General features: G+C 40.6%; 15 protein-coding genes. 1 reads left to right on the forward strand and 14 read right to left on the reverse strand.

Translation table 11 applies throughout. From position 1 onward, the window contains the following. Positions 1–84: 84 nt before the first annotated feature. The 8 genes from hflC to citZ form a co-directional block, all read right to left on the reverse strand. On the reverse strand, positions 85–1,011 hold the full coding sequence (hflC, locus tag BLW54_RS16345; RefSeq protein WP_035509599.1) for a protease modulator HflC: 927 nt from the start codon (positions 1,009–1,011) through the stop codon (positions 85–87). Next, on the reverse strand, positions 1,008–1,973 hold the full coding sequence (hflK, locus tag BLW54_RS16350) for an FtsH protease activity modulator HflK (protein WP_074735921.1): 966 nt from the start codon (positions 1,971–1,973) through the stop codon (positions 1,008–1,010). The genes hflC and hflK overlap by 4 nt, the downstream gene beginning before the upstream one ends. 246 nt (positions 1,974–2,219) lie before the next feature. After that, positions 2,220–3,974 (reverse strand): two-component system histidine kinase PnpS, encoded by a 1,755-nt coding sequence (gene pnpS, locus BLW54_RS16355; RefSeq protein WP_074735923.1) that lies wholly within the window; start codon positions 3,972–3,974, stop codon positions 2,220–2,222. Then, complete coding sequence (locus BLW54_RS16360; RefSeq protein ID WP_035509604.1) at positions 3,975–4,667, reverse strand: response regulator transcription factor; 693 nt, start codon at positions 4,665–4,667, stop codon at positions 3,975–3,977. A gap of 264 nt (positions 4,668–4,931) precedes the next feature. Beyond that, complete coding sequence (locus BLW54_RS16365; protein ID WP_074735926.1) at positions 4,932–5,408, reverse strand: MaoC family dehydratase; 477 nt, start codon at positions 5,406–5,408, stop codon at positions 4,932–4,934. 220 nt (positions 5,409–5,628) lie between these two features. Next, positions 5,629–6,567 (reverse strand): malate dehydrogenase, encoded by a 939-nt coding sequence (gene mdh, locus BLW54_RS16370; protein WP_074735929.1) that lies wholly within the window; start codon positions 6,565–6,567, stop codon positions 5,629–5,631. A 23-nt stretch (positions 6,568–6,590) separates the two neighbouring features. Further along, the gene (icd, locus tag BLW54_RS16375; protein WP_035509609.1) at positions 6,591–7,865 is read right to left on the reverse strand and encodes an NADP-dependent isocitrate dehydrogenase; all 1,275 of its coding nucleotides are present in this window, start codon (positions 7,863–7,865) and stop codon (positions 6,591–6,593) included. 111 nt (positions 7,866–7,976) lie between these two features. Further along, positions 7,977–9,095: a citrate synthase gene (citZ, locus tag BLW54_RS16380; protein WP_035509611.1), complete on the reverse strand. Its 1,119-nt coding sequence runs from the start codon at positions 9,093–9,095 to the stop codon at positions 7,977–7,979. A 259-nt stretch (positions 9,096–9,354) separates the two neighbouring features. Between citZ and ytvI the strand changes: the two genes are divergently transcribed. Then, complete coding sequence (gene ytvI / locus BLW54_RS16385; RefSeq protein ID WP_074735931.1) at positions 9,355–10,464, forward strand: sporulation integral membrane protein YtvI; 1,110 nt, start codon at positions 9,355–9,357, stop codon at positions 10,462–10,464. A gap of 64 nt (positions 10,465–10,528) precedes the next feature. On the opposite strand, the gene BLW54_RS16390 is transcribed toward ytvI, so the two are convergent. From BLW54_RS16390 to BLW54_RS16415, 6 genes are all read right to left on the reverse strand, one after another. Next, complete coding sequence (locus tag BLW54_RS16390) at positions 10,529–10,921, reverse strand: FxsA family protein (protein WP_035509838.1); 393 nt, start codon at positions 10,919–10,921, stop codon at positions 10,529–10,531. A gap of 107 nt (positions 10,922–11,028) precedes the next feature. Beyond that, positions 11,029–12,792, reverse strand: a complete 1,764-nt coding sequence (gene pyk, locus BLW54_RS16395; RefSeq protein ID WP_035509614.1) for a pyruvate kinase — start codon at positions 12,790–12,792, stop codon at positions 11,029–11,031. 28 nt (positions 12,793–12,820) lie between these two features. Beyond that, entirely contained in the window at positions 12,821–13,780 is a 960-nt protein-coding gene (pfkA, locus tag BLW54_RS16400; RefSeq protein ID WP_035509615.1) for a 6-phosphofructokinase, read from the reverse strand. A 220-nt stretch (positions 13,781–14,000) separates the two neighbouring features. Beyond that, positions 14,001–14,963 (reverse strand): acetyl-CoA carboxylase carboxyl transferase subunit alpha, encoded by a 963-nt coding sequence (gene accA / locus BLW54_RS16405; protein ID WP_074735934.1) that lies wholly within the window; start codon positions 14,961–14,963, stop codon positions 14,001–14,003. Continuing rightward, the gene (gene accD / locus BLW54_RS16410) at positions 14,960–15,820 is read right to left on the reverse strand and encodes an acetyl-CoA carboxylase, carboxyltransferase subunit beta (protein ID WP_074735937.1); all 861 of its coding nucleotides are present in this window, start codon (positions 15,818–15,820) and stop codon (positions 14,960–14,962) included. The genes accA and accD overlap by 4 nt, the downstream gene beginning before the upstream one ends. 102 nt (positions 15,821–15,922) lie before the next feature. After that, a complete protein-coding gene (locus BLW54_RS16415; protein ID WP_074735940.1) occupies positions 15,923–16,519 on the reverse strand; it encodes a FadR/GntR family transcriptional regulator in 597 nt (198 codons plus the stop codon). Between the last annotated feature and the right edge of the window lie 37 nt (positions 16,520–16,556).

Here is a 16,556-nt window from a genome sequence, read left to right on the forward strand (position 1 = left end):
CTATTCAAATGTATGATAAAGAAAACGCCTTTTCCTCCATTCTACCATGTTTACAGTAGAGAAGGAAAAGGCGTGTTTTTTCTATTATTCAAAATAGCCTAAAAGCAATTCAGCATAAGGAGAATCCTGAGGGAGGATAATTGTCGTCTCCCCATCCACCGTTTTCTTGTAGGATTCTAGTGTACGATATAACTGGTAAAACTCAGGGTCCTTAGAAAAAGAATCATTATAAATTTGTGCAGCTTCCTGTTCTCCTTCAGCGCGAATTTTTTCAGCATCTGCTCTAGCTGTCGAGAGCATTTCCTTCACTTCTCTGTCGACCTCTGCACGAATACGACTCTTATCTGCCTCGCCTTCCGATAGATACTGTTGAGCAATTTTTTCACGATCAGTAATCATTTGATTAAAAACCGCTTCTTCATTGGCTTCTGGTAAATCAGAACGCTTAATCCGGACATCATCCACAACAATCCCATAGTTGTCTCTCTCTAAGTATTCGTTAACCCTGGCAGTAATTTCCTCATTCAATACCCCTCGTGAACTTTCCTCTTCATTAATAATTTCTGAAAAGTCCATCTTTCCTAATTCCGACCGAACAATGGAAAATATAAATTCTCCCATCCTTGCTTCCGCATTCATTTCAGTCCGTGCATTAGATATCATTTTTTCGGGATCTGAAATACTCCATATAGCATAATTATCGATAATCATCCGTTTTTTATCCAATGTAGTAATCTCTTTTTCATCCACATCATAGACCATTTTCTTTTTCGAGAGAGTACTCACTTCCTGCAGTAGAGGTATTTTAAATTTGAGACCAGGGTTCTCATGAATTTTCACTACATCTCCAAATTGACGGACTACTTTATATTCGCCTTCTTTAGCGATAACGACTGAACTCAATCCTAACAATAATAAACCAATGGCGGCGATTAAGGTTACACCGACTTTTATATATTTTTTTAGGTCATTCTTTTGTTTTTCATTTTCATTATAAATGACTTCACTCATGATTGATCACCCTCCTCCTCTCCTTCTTCAGTAGAACTAGGTGGGGTCACCTTTTGAACTGTACTTTGATTTAAAGGCAAGTATTTCATTGTGTTTCCATCATCATTCATTATAAATACATTCGCGTCAGGAAGTACCTCTTCTAAAGTTTCCATGACAAGACGTTCACGAGTAATCGTTTCATGACCCTGGTACTCCTCCAACAAAGCATTAAAACTTGAAACGGCACCTGTAGCCTGCTGAACTCTTTCCACTTTTGACCCTTCTGCTCTTTGAATGATAGCATCCTTTTCACCAAGCGCTTCTTCACGCTTCTGGTTGGCATATTTCTCTGCTTCATTGACCTTACTCTGTTTTTGTTCTCTGGCATCTGTCACCTTTGTAAAAGCTGAACGGACTTCCTTGTTAGGTAAATCAACTTCCTGCAAGCGGACATCTATAATGGATACTCCAATTTCATAACTGTCAATCAGGCTCACCAAACCTTCTCGTACTTCATTCTCAATTTCGGCTTTTCCCGATGTTAAAGCCTCATCGATTTCGCTGCTGCCGATTACTCCCCTTAGCGAAGAAGAAGTTGCATTGAAAAGAACTTGTTCTGGATTTTCAGAAGCAAACAAATAAGCTGCTGGTTCGGTGATTTTCCACTGAACCACTAAGTCAGCTTGGAGGATCATATCATCCCCTGTTATCATCGTCACTTTGTCTGCTTCTTCCCCACTATCGTCAAAACCGAAGTCCAAACTGAACGTTTCTTTGGACATCTTTTCAACTTCCTGGATTGGCCAAGGCATTTTGAAATGAAGGCCTGGTTCTGTAATTCCGTCTTCAGCTTTCCCGAATGTTAATACAACTGCTTGTTCCGATTCATCTACGGTATACCACGTCGTTAATAAAACAATGATCAGCAGCGCTCCAACAACGATCAGACCAGCCCATTTATAAATTTGTTTTAGACTCATAGCGACTTCCCCTTTACCTTTTTGATTACTATTATTACGATTATGTAACAAAAAGGTTTCGAAAAATAAAGATTCAAATAATAATTAGCGGACTTCCATAAAATGTAGCCAAGTTCATATAGATAGAATAGAAAACATAAAAAAAGACAGAAGCTGGGAAACTTCTGCCAAAAGAGAAAACACCTTGGATGAAAGGGTTTCAAAGGTATTTTATCTAATAATTGTTAATTATGATTTAATGAAGTATTAATTTTCTGTAAACTCTTTAGGAAGCTCTACGTAAAACGTCGTCCCTTGCCCGACAACACTCTCCACCCGGATTGTTCCGTGATGGGCTTCCACAATATGTTTAACAATAGCCAGACCTAACCCTGTCCCTCCAGAATTCCTGCTTCTAGCCTTATCCACTCGATAGAACCTTTCAAAAATACGCGAAATTTCCTCTTGAGGAATACCTACTCCATTATCAGACACACTTATAACCACAGAATCTTTTTCTTCTCTAAACTCTAATAAAACTTCTCCTTCCCCCCCTGTATAATTGATTGCGTTCGTAAGTAAATTCATAAATACTTGTTTCAAACGGCTCGAGTCACCCTGAATAAAAGTATCTCCCTCTACAAATAAGTGGAGTTCCACCTCTTTTTGTTCAGCATGCTGCCTCACAATTGGCAATAAATCTTTTAATAAACGCTGTACACCTACTTTTTCTATGTTCAATAAGAAATCTTCCCTCTCAAGCTTCGACAACTCCAACAGATCTTGTATTAACGATTGTAATCTTCCACTCTCTTTCAAGATGATTCCTAAAAACTGTTCCAGCATTTTTTCATCTTTCATGGCCCCGTCCAACAAAGTCTCCGAGAAACCACGTATGGAAGTAATGGGGGTCTTCAATTCATGAGAGACGTTGGCCACAAAGTCTTTTCTCATCTGCTCCAATTGCTTGAGGTCTGAAATATCATGAAAAACAAGGACTACTCCTTTCCATTTTCGATCTTCACTGAAAATTGGAGCCCCTGTGACTTCTATATGTTTTCGATCAATATTCATAGGCAGTACAAAAGACTCTCTTACTGTTTCCTCAAACATATAAACCTTTTGTACTGTATCATGCAACTTTGTGTAAGGGATAGCATCATGATACAAATGTCCGATGAAATCACCTTGTTTTCCCTTGAATGTTTCCAGAAAAGCACGATTTATTAAAAGAATGTATCCTTTCTCATCAATAAGGACTAATCCGTTTCCCATATTATTAATGACCGCTTCTAATTGGTTCTCCTGCATCCCTTTGGTAGTTGTCATCTCCTGAAGGTTCCTTGCAAGGATATTTATAGATTGGCTTAGTTGTCCAGCTTCTCCGAAATGGCCTTCATATGTTCTTGCATTATAATTTCCCCTAGCTAATTCAGTAGCTACATTAGCTGCAGATCGAATCGGACGGATATATTTTGAGAAAACATTAAAACCTATAAAGAAAATAACCAGAAGCCCCAGAAGTAAAGTGAATCCAATTAACAGCCAGATGTTCTTCGTAATGTTCGCTAAAGGATCAACGGGGGATAGCAAGATGAGTGTCCCTTCAATCTCCTCTAACTGCGTACTTACAGGATAATAAAAAATATTATCAATCAGCTGCCCTTCACCAGCCTGTGATGTACGAACCTCCACCCTTGAAATGACCTCTTGCTTCTCTTCTCCTGTAATGACCGGGACCATTTCCACTGTATCAATAACTTTCTCTCCGGAATCAGAGATAAAAATCATTCCTGTATTTAGTTGTTGACTGAAATTATATAACTCTTCCTGGCTGACTTCCCGATCTTCTGTGAACTTTTCCAAATACGTAATAAAATATTGACTTTCTAACTCAACGCGCTGTTCGAAAATGTTGATAAAATACCCCCGTGTCAACTGGGCTAGAATGATTCCTAATCCGAGCATAACCGTGATCACGAGAACCGCATAGGTCATCAATGGTCTGGTATTTGACGACATTTATTGAGGCGCCTCCATTTTATATCCGAGCCCACGAATCGTTTTAATATACACAGGCTTTTTAGTATCCGGTTCAATCTTTTCACGTAAATGGCTCACATGTACATCAACAATTCTTGTATCTCCTGCAAAGTCATAATTCCATACGGCACTTAAAAGTTGGTCTCTTGAAAGAACACGTCCCAAATTTTGCGCGAGGTATAAGAGCAGTTCAAATTCTTTCGGTGTGAATGTTAAAGATTCTCCTTTTATAGTCGCTTCATACTGTTCAGGATAAATAGAAAGTTCAGCTATTTGGAGTTGACTATTTGTTTCCACTGGTTCACGAACCATTCTTCTTAATATCGCTTTTATTCTCGCGACAACCTCTCTTGGGCTGAAAGGTTTGGTTAAGTAATCGTCAGCTCCAAGCTCCAAGCCCAACACTTTATCAAATTCTTCATCTTTAGCCGTAAGCATAAGGACAGGGGTATTTACTTGTTTCTGCCTAAGTTGCTTACAGACTTCCATCCCGTCCATTCCTGGAAGCATGACATCCAGTACAATCAAATCAAATGACCCTTTCGATGCTTTCTCTAAAGCATCTGTCCCTGTATAGGCTACTTCTGTTTCGTATCCTGCCTGTTCAATATTATATTTTAGTAAAGTTACAATCGATTCTTCATCGTCTACGATTAAGATTCTTTGTTCCAATGCCATCACCTCTGGTACAAGTTAACTTCATCATACAATGAAGCTTACAATTTGAATACAGATCTTAACAATCTTTACTTAATCTTAATATAGAGCATTAAACGTTTCTTCATCCATGTAAAAAACTATGAATCCGATAGCTGCAGGAAGGGAGCATTAGGGCAAAGGAAAACAGCCGCTTCCTTCAAGCGGCTGTTTTATAAGCGATTCATTTAATTCAGACGATTGAACATCCATATTTAAACTTCACCATATCATGGATCATTAATAAAAGTTCTCTAAGGAAATTGCATTCATTGAATCAGGCTCATAAGGAGGCTGTACGATCAGATTTCCTTTAACAACTTCTTCTCCTTCTCCATCATAACCTTGCACTTCTAGTTGAATATAGTGATCTTTCTTATTTATATCTACTATTTCTAGATGAAAACGAACCTCGGCATAATGATAAAGTGGTTTAGGATACTGCAGGTTCTGTTGGGTGATGTGACTCCCTGGCCCGGGAAGGTGCATAGAGATCATCGACGAGACCATGCCAACAATCATAACTGTTGGAACGACTGGCCGCTTAAAGGGGGTCTGTGAAGCATAATCATGTTGAATATAAAGAGGGTTGGCATCATCTGTCAGACCTAAATATATAAGCAAATCCCGGTCTTCAATAGTAAATGATTTCGTGAACTTCTCTCCTGTTTGTAAATCATTTATTTTTTTCCCGAGTTTTCTCTTTTTACCTAGCATATTCCCACTCCTTGTAAACGTTTTCTTTTTAGAACAAGTCAAGTTAAACGCTGGTGTTGACTATGATAATCTGATTCACTAACCATCATTTTCCGGAAGGCTGGATGTTCATACATACCGATCAACCCCTCAAAGTCCCACATAAAAATCTACTAAAAAGATTAAAACTTAAGGTAAGGTAAAAAAAGGGACCCGAGGGTTTACCCCGAATCCCTAATCTTTATTTTAGTACATTTAGAACATTTTTTACAGAATCAGCTGATTTATCCAGCTGTTGCTTTTCATCTTCTGTCAATTCCAGTTCTATTACTTCTTCAATTCCATTTCCTCCAAGAATCGTCGGTACTCCTAGATAAATACCATCATAACCGTATTCCCCTTCTAAGTAGGCGATCGATGGAAGAATACGACGCTGATCTTTAAGAATAGCTTCCGCCATCTGTACCAAGGAAGCAGCAGGAGCATAATAAGCACTTCCGTTACCAAGAAGCCCTACAATTTCTCCGCCACCCTTACGAGTTCGTTCAACAATAGCATTCAGTCGTTCTTTGGAGATCAATGTTTCCAATGGAATGCCGCCTGCAAAAGAATATCGTGTTAATGGCACCATGTCATCACCATGGCCTCCTAAAACAAATCCAGTAACATCTTTGATAGATACGTTTAGCTCTTCAGCAACAAATGTACGGAAGCGAGCTGTATCCAGTACTCCAGACTGCCCAATTACCCGGTTCTTTGGTAACCCGGCTTCCTGAAATACGGAATAAGTCATGGCGTCAACAGGGTTAGTCAAAACAACGATAAAGCAATCTGGAGAGTTTTTAACAATTTCTTTCGTCACATTCTTCATAATTTTAGAGTTGGTATTAACTAGATCATCACGACTCATGCCTGGCTTTCGTGCAATTCCTGCAGTGATGATGACAAGGTCTGAATCTTTCGTATCTGCATAGTCAGAGGTTCCTGTAACTTTAGCATCGAAACCTTGCACAGGGCTTGCCTCCAACATATCTAATGCTTTCCCTTTCGTCGGATCTTCCATATCAGGAATATCAACTAAGACAACATCTCCTAGCTCTTTTTGTGCGAGCATAAGTGCTGTCGTAGCACCAGTAAAGCCAGCACCGATTACTGATATTTTGCTTCTACGAATAGCCATAATGATCCCCTTTCCCTATCTGATTACTCCATATTTTTAATCAGTTGATCACCGAACTCTGAACATTTCACTTCTGTTGCACCTTCCATCATACGTGCGAAATCATAAGTAACGACTTTGCTTCCAATCGTTTTGTCCATAGACTTCGTAATTAAGTCAGCAGCTTCTCTCCATCCGAGATGTTCTAGCATAAGTACACCGGAAAGAATAACAGAAGACGGATTTACTTTATCAAGACCAGCATATTTAGGTGCCGTACCGTGGGTAGCTTCAAAAATGGCATGTCCTGTTTCGAAATTAATGTTAGCACCAGGAGCGATACCGATTCCACCTACTTGAGCAGCCAATGCATCAGAAATGTAGTCACCATTTAGGTTCATTGTTGCAACAACATCGAACTCTTTTGGACGAGTAAGAATCTGTTGAAGGAAAATATCTGCAATAGCATCTTTAACGATAATTTTCCCTTCTGCTTCAGCAGCATCCTGAGCTTTGTTGGCTGCATCTTTGCCGTCTTTCTCAACAATACGATCGTACTCAGCCCATGTGAATACTTTATCACCGTATTCTTCTTCAGCCACTTCATAGCCCCAAGATTTGAAGGATCCTTCCGTAAACTTCATTATATTCCCTTTGTGTACAAGCGTGACATTCTTACGTCCTTCGTTTAATGCATAATCAATTGCTGCACGAACGAGTCGCTTTGTACCTTCTTCGGAAACTGGCTTTATTCCGATTCCGGAAGTTTCAGGAAAACGAATGTTATGTACACCCATTTCATTTTGAAGGAAATCGATGACTTTCTTCACTTCTGGTGTTCCTTTTTGCCATTCGATACCAGCATAAATATCCTCTGTATTTTCACGGAAAATCGCCATGTCTGTATCTTCTGGACGCTTAACTGGAGAAGGTACACCTTCGAAATAACGGACTGGACGCAGGCATGTAAACAAATCCAGTTCTTGACGTAGAGCTACATTCAAGGAACGAATACCTCCGCCGATTGGTGTTGTCAGGGGTCCTTTAATCGCAATTTTGTAATCTCTGATTGTATCAAGCGTTTCAGCTGGTAGCCATTCACCTGTTTGGTCATAAGCTTTTTGGCCAGCCAGGACTTCCTTCCACTCAATAGATTTCTCACCATTGTATGCCTTATCAACCGCTGCCTCAATCACACGGCTTGCGGCTGCCCAAATATCAGGACCGATTCCGTCACCTTCGATGAAAGGAATCACTGGACGTTCTGGTACGTTTAGTGTTCCGTTTTGTTCTACTGTGATTTTTTCTGCTTGTGTCAAAATAAACCCTCCTAATATTTTGTATGAAATAGGGATGGATCATCCTCTTCTATCATACGTTAAAATAGAACGAATAAAAAGTGAGTTTTACCAGTGAACTGGTCTCTCAGTTTATCTATCTTCGATTGGTGTGTAGCTTTGCCCTCTCGGACCTACATATTCAGCACGTGGACGAATCAGACGGTTGTTGGAGTATTGCTCAAGTATATGCGCAAGCCATCCGGATACTCGTGAAACCGCAAAAATCGGTGTGAAAATATCGTGATCGATTCCAAGGCTGTGATAAACAGAAGCGGAATAGAAATCAACGTTGGCCGGTAGACCTTTGTTTTCCTTGATATAATCCTCGATTTTAATAGACATTTCATAGTACTTGGAGTGACCTGTCAATTTTGTCAATTCACGGGACATTTCTTTTAAGTGCTTCGCACGTGGATCGCCGGAACGATAGACACGGTGACCCATTCCCATGATTTTCTCTTTGTTTTCCAGTTTCTTTTCGATCGCTGGAACAGCGTTCTCAACGCTTCCGATCTCAGTAAGCATCTTCATCACACGTTCATTTGCACCACCATGTAGCGGGCCTTTTAGTGCTCCGATGGCAGCCGTTATCCCTGAGTAAACATCGGAAAGTGTGGCAACACAAACCCGTGCTGTAAATGTAGAAGCATTCAATTCATGATCGGCATGTAGGACAAGCGCTTTATTAAAAGCTTCCACTTCAAGGTTTTCTGGATCTTTCCCATTCAACATGTAAAGGAAATTTCCTGCGAAACTTAATTCCTTTTTTGGCGAAACAGGTTCTTGGCCCTTGCGAATACGTGCAAACGCCGTTACGACAGTAGGAATTTTCGCCTGCAGGCGGAGGGCTTTCCGCTTATTAGCTTCTTCTTCCATAACATCAGATTCAGGATCAAAGAGTCCCAGCATGGAAACTGCTGTACGCAAAGCTGCCATAGGATGTACCGTTGATAGATCATAAGATTTCAGATGATCGACAACCTCAGTCGGAATATCCATATTAGATATAAGCTCAGACTTAAATGCATCCAATTCTTCCTTATTTGGTAACTTCTGATTCCAGAGAAGATAAACAACCTCTTCAAAGCTGGAATTATCCGCTAGATCATCGATGTCATAACCGACATATGTCAGTTTGTCGTCAATAATTGAACTTATGGATGATTCAGTTGCTGTAATTCCTTCAAGACCTTTAGTTGATGATGACATACAATCTCTCCCTTTCAAAGAATTCCATCAGTTCTCGTCCATTCCGACAAGAAAACGCTTTACTTTTTGCTTAGTACCTATATAGGAAAACTACCCCACAGACAATTATAAAGTATTCTGAAGAGAATGTGAATTGAAACCGTTTAATTTTGGTGGATTTTATCGAAAGTACTCCCGTCGTTCAAAAGTTCTTAGATCAGAGAATAAGTGCTTAGATGCTTTAATAATAGAAATTCACATCAAATAAGGGGGCAGCAAAATGGAAAACCAGATATTACAAGTAGGCTTGCGTGCTGCCTACATCCTTGTAATCCTGACTGGTATTATACTTTTATCATTCTTTTCATGGGTTTATCTTCAGCCCTTTGTTATTGCTTTAGTATTTTCAGTCATGCTCCAGCCATTCATATTACTCCTGGACCGTCGGTTACATTTGCCAAGGACAGTATCCATTCTGCTCGTACTTTTAATTTTCGGGGGGTTATTGGGTTCTCTCATGACCCTGCTTTTGGCAGAATTAATTAGAGGGATACAATTTTTAGGTTCTGATATCCCTGGGTATTTTTCACGCTTAACAAATTATATATCTAATGAATTCATGAATCTCATTAGCCCTTTATCCGCGAAGATAGAATCATTAACCAGCCGTTTGAGCTTAGATCAGCAACAATCTTTGGATGAATATATGCAGTTGGCGCAAGAGAGGTTCAGTGAGACGGGAATCTCTGTATTGAATCGTTGGTTTGAAAGTTTAGGCACATTTCTTGCAGGACTACCTGCCTCTTTTACTTCTATGTTTATAACACTGCTCGCAACCTTTTTTATATGTAAGGACTGGGAACGAATCCTGGGATTTTTCCAAAAAAGCTTTCCTCATTCCGTTTCCAAAAGAATCCATGTATTTCGAAATGAGCTTCTTCGTACACTGAAAGGATTAATCCGAGCACAATGCACCCTCGTCCTTATATCTACCACGATTATCGGGATAGGTTTGCATTTAATCCAAGCTCCCCACCCTTTGACCATAACATTCCTTGCCGCTCTTGTCGATTTTATCCCTTATGTAGGGACAGGGATCATTTTTCTACCTTGGATTTTATATCAGTTTTTAAGTGGGGAATTTATGATGACCATTAGTCTATCAATCCTTTATATGATCGTTTTGCTCACAAGACAGTCCCTTGAACCTAAGTTGCTCGCCGATCACTTTGGCGTGCCTCCAATAACATTACTTATGAGCCTCTTCCTCGGGTTCCAAATTTTCGGTGGACTTGGAATGATTATTAGCCCAATTGCTCTCATGATCATTCAAACATTGAATAAAACCGGGGTGACACATGAAGTGTGGACGTTTATTTCCGGTAAATAATAAGTAATCAGCCCTAATAAAGCTCAGAGGGTATTTTCCTCTGAGCTTCTAGTATCAAGTAGGTTTATTTCCGGTAAATGGTTATCGTTCCTTTTTGCATCGCTCTTTGAATAGCATTTCTCAAGAAGTGTTTAATAGGGAACCTTGTAGCAGGAAGCAGCAAAAGGAAACCAATGGCATCTGTAATAAAACCAGGGGTAAGCAAAACTGCTCCTCCTACTAAAATACAAGCGCCATCCAATAGCGTATCTTGAGGCATCTGACCAAATTGCACCGATTGTTGGAAATTTCTTATGGTCTCTAATCCTTGTTTCTTTGCTAACCAAGCACCGATGACTCCTGTCAAAATAATTAAAAGAATCACCCATAATGGACCAATCAAATTCCCAGTCCATATAAGCACACCTATCTCTAGAGCTGGTACTACTAAAATAAAAAGCAATAACCAACGAAACATAGAATCTTCCCTTCTTTCCATTTCCTCTAGTATACACCTTCTTAGAACTGAATAAAAAGAAAAGGCAGAGAAGTATCCTCCCCTGCCTTTCTTTCTACAATATTCCTTTACAATACACTCGCATGTCCTTCATAAATGTCACCACGTGAACTATCAATTGTGATGTCTGTTTCATCTTTGATAAGATCAAGAGCATCATTTACTCCAACAATTACTGGGATCCCAAGGCTCAATCCAACAACCGCTGCGTGGGAAGTAAGACCACCTTCAAGTGTAACGATTCCGGCAGCCTTTTCGATAGCTGGCATCATGTCACGATCCGTACCTTGTGTGACAAGGATATCGCCTTCTTCTACACGGTCAATGGCTTCTTGGGCATTTTTAGCCACAATAGCACGACCATACGCACTCTTCTGGCCAACCCCTTGTCCTTTTACAAGGACATCTCCAATCACATGGACTTTCATAAGGTTGGTTGTGCCACTTTCACCTACAGGTACCCCACCTGTGATCACAACGCGATCTCCTCGAATGGCAAGACCCGATGCAAGACTGCGTTCAACAGCAACATCAAGCATATCATCGGTAGAATACGCACGTGGTCCCATTACAGCATACACACCCCACACAAGGGATAGCTTACGATTTACTTCTTCGTCAGAAGTGATAGCAACAATTGGAGCTTTTGGTCGATATTTTGAAATCATACGGGCGGTATGACCACTCTCCGTTGGTGTAACAATCGCCGCTGCATTCAAGTTGATAGCGGTATGAGTTACCGATTGGCTGATGGCATCTGTAATCGTCATATCACTATGCTTTGTACGCTCTTGCAAAAGCCCCATGTGGTTTAAACCTGTCTCTGTTTTACTGGCTATATTGTGCATAGTTTGAACTGCTTCCACAGGATAATCTCCTGCAGCCGTTTCACCAGAAAGCATAATAGCATCTGTTCCATCAAAGATCGCATTGGCAACATCTGATGCTTCTGCACGAGTCGGACGTGGGTTACGCTGCATTGAATCGAGCATTTGAGTTGCTGTTATTACAGGTTTTCCGGCCTCGTTACACTTACGAATCAAGCGTTTTTGAACAAGAGGCACATCCTCAGCTGGAATTTCTACCCCTAGATCTCCACGAGCAACCATTAAGCCATCACTGACTTCAAGAATCTCGTCAATGTTGTCGACACCTTCTTGATTTTCAATTTTAGGAATGATCTGGATGTGATTAGCCTTATGTTTTTCCAATAGCTCTTTTATTTCAAGAACATCAGAAGCACGACGCACAAAGGAAGCAGCAATGAAATCTACACCTTGCTCAATTCCAAATTCAATATCCTTTGCATCTTTTTCGGTAATTCCCGGCAAGTTTACACTTACGTTCGGAACATTTACTCCCTTTTTATTTTTTAAAGGGCCATTGTTCAATACAGTTGTCTTAATTTCATTGTTTTCTTTATGGATTTCATCTACTTGAAGTTCTACAAGACCATCATCCAATAAAATTTTTGACCCAGGATGAACATCATTGATCAGACCAGGATATGTGACAGAGAAGCGTTCAGCATCTCCTTCAATATCTTCCATTGTCACGTAAGCCGTGGACCCTTTTTCCAAATAAACTTCTCCGTCTTTCAGTGTACCTGTGCGGATTTCCGGTCCTTTCGTATCTAAAAGAACAGCCACAGTCTTCCCAGTTGCTTTCGATGCTTCACGAATATTTTTGATTCTTGCTCCATGCTCCTCAAAATCTCCATGTGAGAAATTTAAGCGTGTTACATTCATTCCTGCTTCAATAAGCTGAGTTAATTTTTCTACAGACTCAGAAGCAGGTCCGATTGTACTTACGATTTTAGTTTTTCTAAACATTTTATTTCCTCCTCAAATGCCTCTTACATTATATAGATAATTCTTTGGAAAGACGATACATATCAAGGTCAATCGAGTGTTTGGTATTCAAGATTTCCACAATATCATGATCAACCATTTGGTTTTGTTGTATACCTACCATACGACCAGCCTTCCCGTTTAACAACAAGGAGACAGCGTATGCACCAAGACGACTTGCCAATACACGGTCAGCTGCACTAGGTGACCCGCCACGCTGTGTATGTCCTAGGACAGTTACCCGCGATTCTAGGCCTGCAGCTTCATCGATTTTGCGCCCAAGGTCTACACCACTGCCGACACCTTCAGCTACAATGATGATACTGTGTTTTTTGCCACGATCATGGCCTCTCTTTAAACGCTCAATAATATCTTCAAAGTCATCTTGTGCTTCAGGTATCATAATACTTTCTGCACCGTCCGCAAGTCCTGCCCATAGGGCTAGATCCCCCGCATCACGGCCCATAACTTCTATGATAAAAGTACGTTCATGAGATGTAGCTGTGTCCCGGATTTTATCAATCGCATCTGTAATGGTATTCAAGGCGGTATCGAAGCCTATTGTGAAATCAGTTCCAGGAATATCGTTATCGATAGTTCCTGGTACACCGATACATGGGTATCCTTTTTCCGTAATTTTTTTAGCCCCCATAAAGGTACCATCACCACCAATGGCTATCAAGCCTTCAATCCCATGTTTTTTCATCTGTTCGATCCCTTTTAATTGACCTTCTTCTGTTTTGAACTCTTCACTTCGAGCCGAATAAAGTTTCGTACCCCCCCGTTGAATGATATCCCCAACAGATCCAAGCTCCATCTTTTCAATGTCACCCTCAATCAAACCCTGGTAACCATATTTAATCCCATAAACTTCCACTCCGTGGTAAATGGCTTTACGGACGACTGACCGGATCGCTGCGTTCATACCCGGGGCGTCCCCTCCGCTAGTAAGTACTCCAATTTTCTTCATTCTCATCACCTCAAAAGTTTTCTAGTTATGTTGTCCCCAACCATAGATGAATTGAAACTTCCGTCCATTTCAGAAGTATAGCCTATCCTCTAGTCTATACAATTAATAAAAACTTCAACAACCACCCATCAATGATAACGTTACCATCCTGTTAAGATGCGAAAAGCCGCACTAAAGTGCGACCTTTCATTTACGGACATATTTTACTTCAACCCTCTTATTATAAATCAAGATACGTGTAATCGCCAATATTTTTATATTTGACGAACCGTTGTTCTAATAAATCTTCTGTTTTAAGTATGCTTAATTCATCCAAGGATTGTTTAATAACTTTTTCAATTTCGAATGCTTGGGTTTGGATATCCCTGTGCGCTCCTCCTCTTACCTCTGGTACTACCCCGTCGATGATGTTTAATTTCTTCAAATCATAGGAGGTGATCTTCATGGATTCAGCCGCTTCCTGAGCCAAACCAGCGTCTTTCCATAGAATAGATGAAGCCCCTTCTGGAGATATCACGGAATAGGTAGAGTTTTCAAGCATATAAATTCTGTCGCCGATACCAAGACCTAAAGCTCCTCCACTACCACCTTCTCCAATGACGATACAAATAATCGGAACGGTAAGCCCCGCCATTTCCATCAAGTTTCTTGCAATAGCTTCACTTTGACCTCTTTCTTCTGCTGCTTTCCCTGGATAGGCCCCTTTCGTATCTATGAAGGTGATGATCGGCCTCTGGAATTTCTCCGCCTGCTTCATCAATCGAAGGGCTTTCCTATAACCTTCAGGATGTGGCATGCCGAAATTACGTCGTATATTTTCTTTTGTATCTTTTCCTCTTTGATGACCAACCACAGTCACAGGTTGATTCTTAAACTTCGCAATCCCTGAAATGATAGCTGAGTCATCTCCAAAGTTACGATCCCCATGAAGCTCCAGGAAATCTGTAAAAAGATGTTCAATATAATCTAAAGTCGTTGGTCTTTCTGGATGCCTAGCCATTTGAACACGGTCCCATGGTGCCATCCTGTCATACACATCGGTTTCTAGCTTTTCCAACCGTTTCTCCAGTGTAATGATTTCATCACTTAAATCCATTTCACTATTCTCTGTGAGTTTTTTCAGATCAGCAATTTTTTCTCTTAATTCAATTACAGGTTTTTCAAATTCAAGGACATGCTTCATGTTCGATCACCTCCTCCTGTGTGAAGATCAAGTACTGTTGTCAATGTCTTTCTCATATCATGGCGGTGGACAACGCGGTCAAGTTGACCATGCTCTAATAAAAATTCAGCAGTTTGGAAATCTTGCGGCAGCTTTTCACGGATGGTCTGCTCAATAATTCTCCGGCCAGCAAACCCGATAAGTGCACCGGGCTCTGCAAAGTTATAGTCTCCAAGAGATGCAAAACTTGCGGATACACCACCAGTTGTAGGGTGGGTCATTACAGATATGAAAAGGCCTCCGCCTGCATGTAATCGCTGAAGCGCCACTGAGGTTTTCCCCATTTGCATCAGGCTTAGGACGCCTTCCTGCATACGAGCGCCTCCTGATGCCGTGAAGATAATAAATGGGATTTTTTCCTTTCTTGCCTCTTCAATGGCATTGGTAATCTTCTCTCCAACCACTGACCCCATACTCCCCATGCGGAACCTTGAGTCCATAACAGCTACAGCTGTCTCCATACCACTCATTTTCGCTTTTCCTGTCACGACTGCTTCATTTAAGTCTGATTTGTGTCGGTCTTTTTCTAATTTCTCTTCATACTCAGGGAAGTGTAAAGGATTATTTGAAATCATATGCTTGTCCCACTCCACAAAGGATTCCTCATCGAACAAATGCTGGATGCGTTCATACGCGCTAAGACGATGATGATGGTCACAATGAGGGCAAACATTCATATTTCTGTTCAATTCTTTTCTGTAGAAGATCTTTTGACAGTTTGGGCATTTCTGCATCAAACCTTCGGGTACATCCTGCCTCGCTTCTTGGCTAGGTATGGATGCGTATCTTTTTTTCTTGCTGAAAAAGTCTCTTAGCAAGGTGATTCCTCCTTTGGGACAAAGCTTCCTTTCTTACCAATATACAAAAAGTCTGTTGCATAAAAACAATCAATTTGGCGAACCAAATTTAACATAGTTCTTTTAGTTGAACAGTCGTAAAATTTTCATGGTGTCTCCATTCCCCATGACGGCGATCATTTCCTCATACCATTCATCCGTGTATCTGACCTTGTGCACCGTTTGTGTGAACCCAGAGATAAACTGCCACATAGATAGGAGAAGAGGTTGATCGCAAAGACCAAACAAATATTCGAATAACTGGTGATGCCTTTGTTCTGGAGTATTATGAAAGATGATTTCTCTCATTTTATCTATCTCATGGTTGGTCACCCGTCCATTTAATAACAGTAAGACTTCTTTTTCAATCATCTGTTTTGCTGTTAACAGTTCACTTTTCGTCCTCGACTCATTAAGTAGAAAATTGGATAGAAGTTCGACCATATGATAAGGACGGTAAGCCCTCATGTAGGTTCCTTCTCCTCTTCTTGTCTCAATAAGCCCCAGGAGTTCCATAGCTCTGAAAGCTTCTCTAATCGATGACCTGCCTACATGGAGTTGTTCACTTAATTCCCTCTCAGAAGGCAGCTTATCTCCAGGTTTCAAGTGATGCTCCTCTATAAAGGATTTCAGTTGCTGAATAACACTTTCATAAACTTTCCCGCGTTGCTCATGGGTCACGTTTAACGGACACCTCTTTTCTACACGTACCAGAACA

The sequence above is a fragment of the Halobacillus karajensis genome, assembly GCF_900108515.1.
GTDB lineage: Bacteria > Bacillota > Bacilli > Bacillales > Halobacillaceae > Halobacillus > Halobacillus karajensis.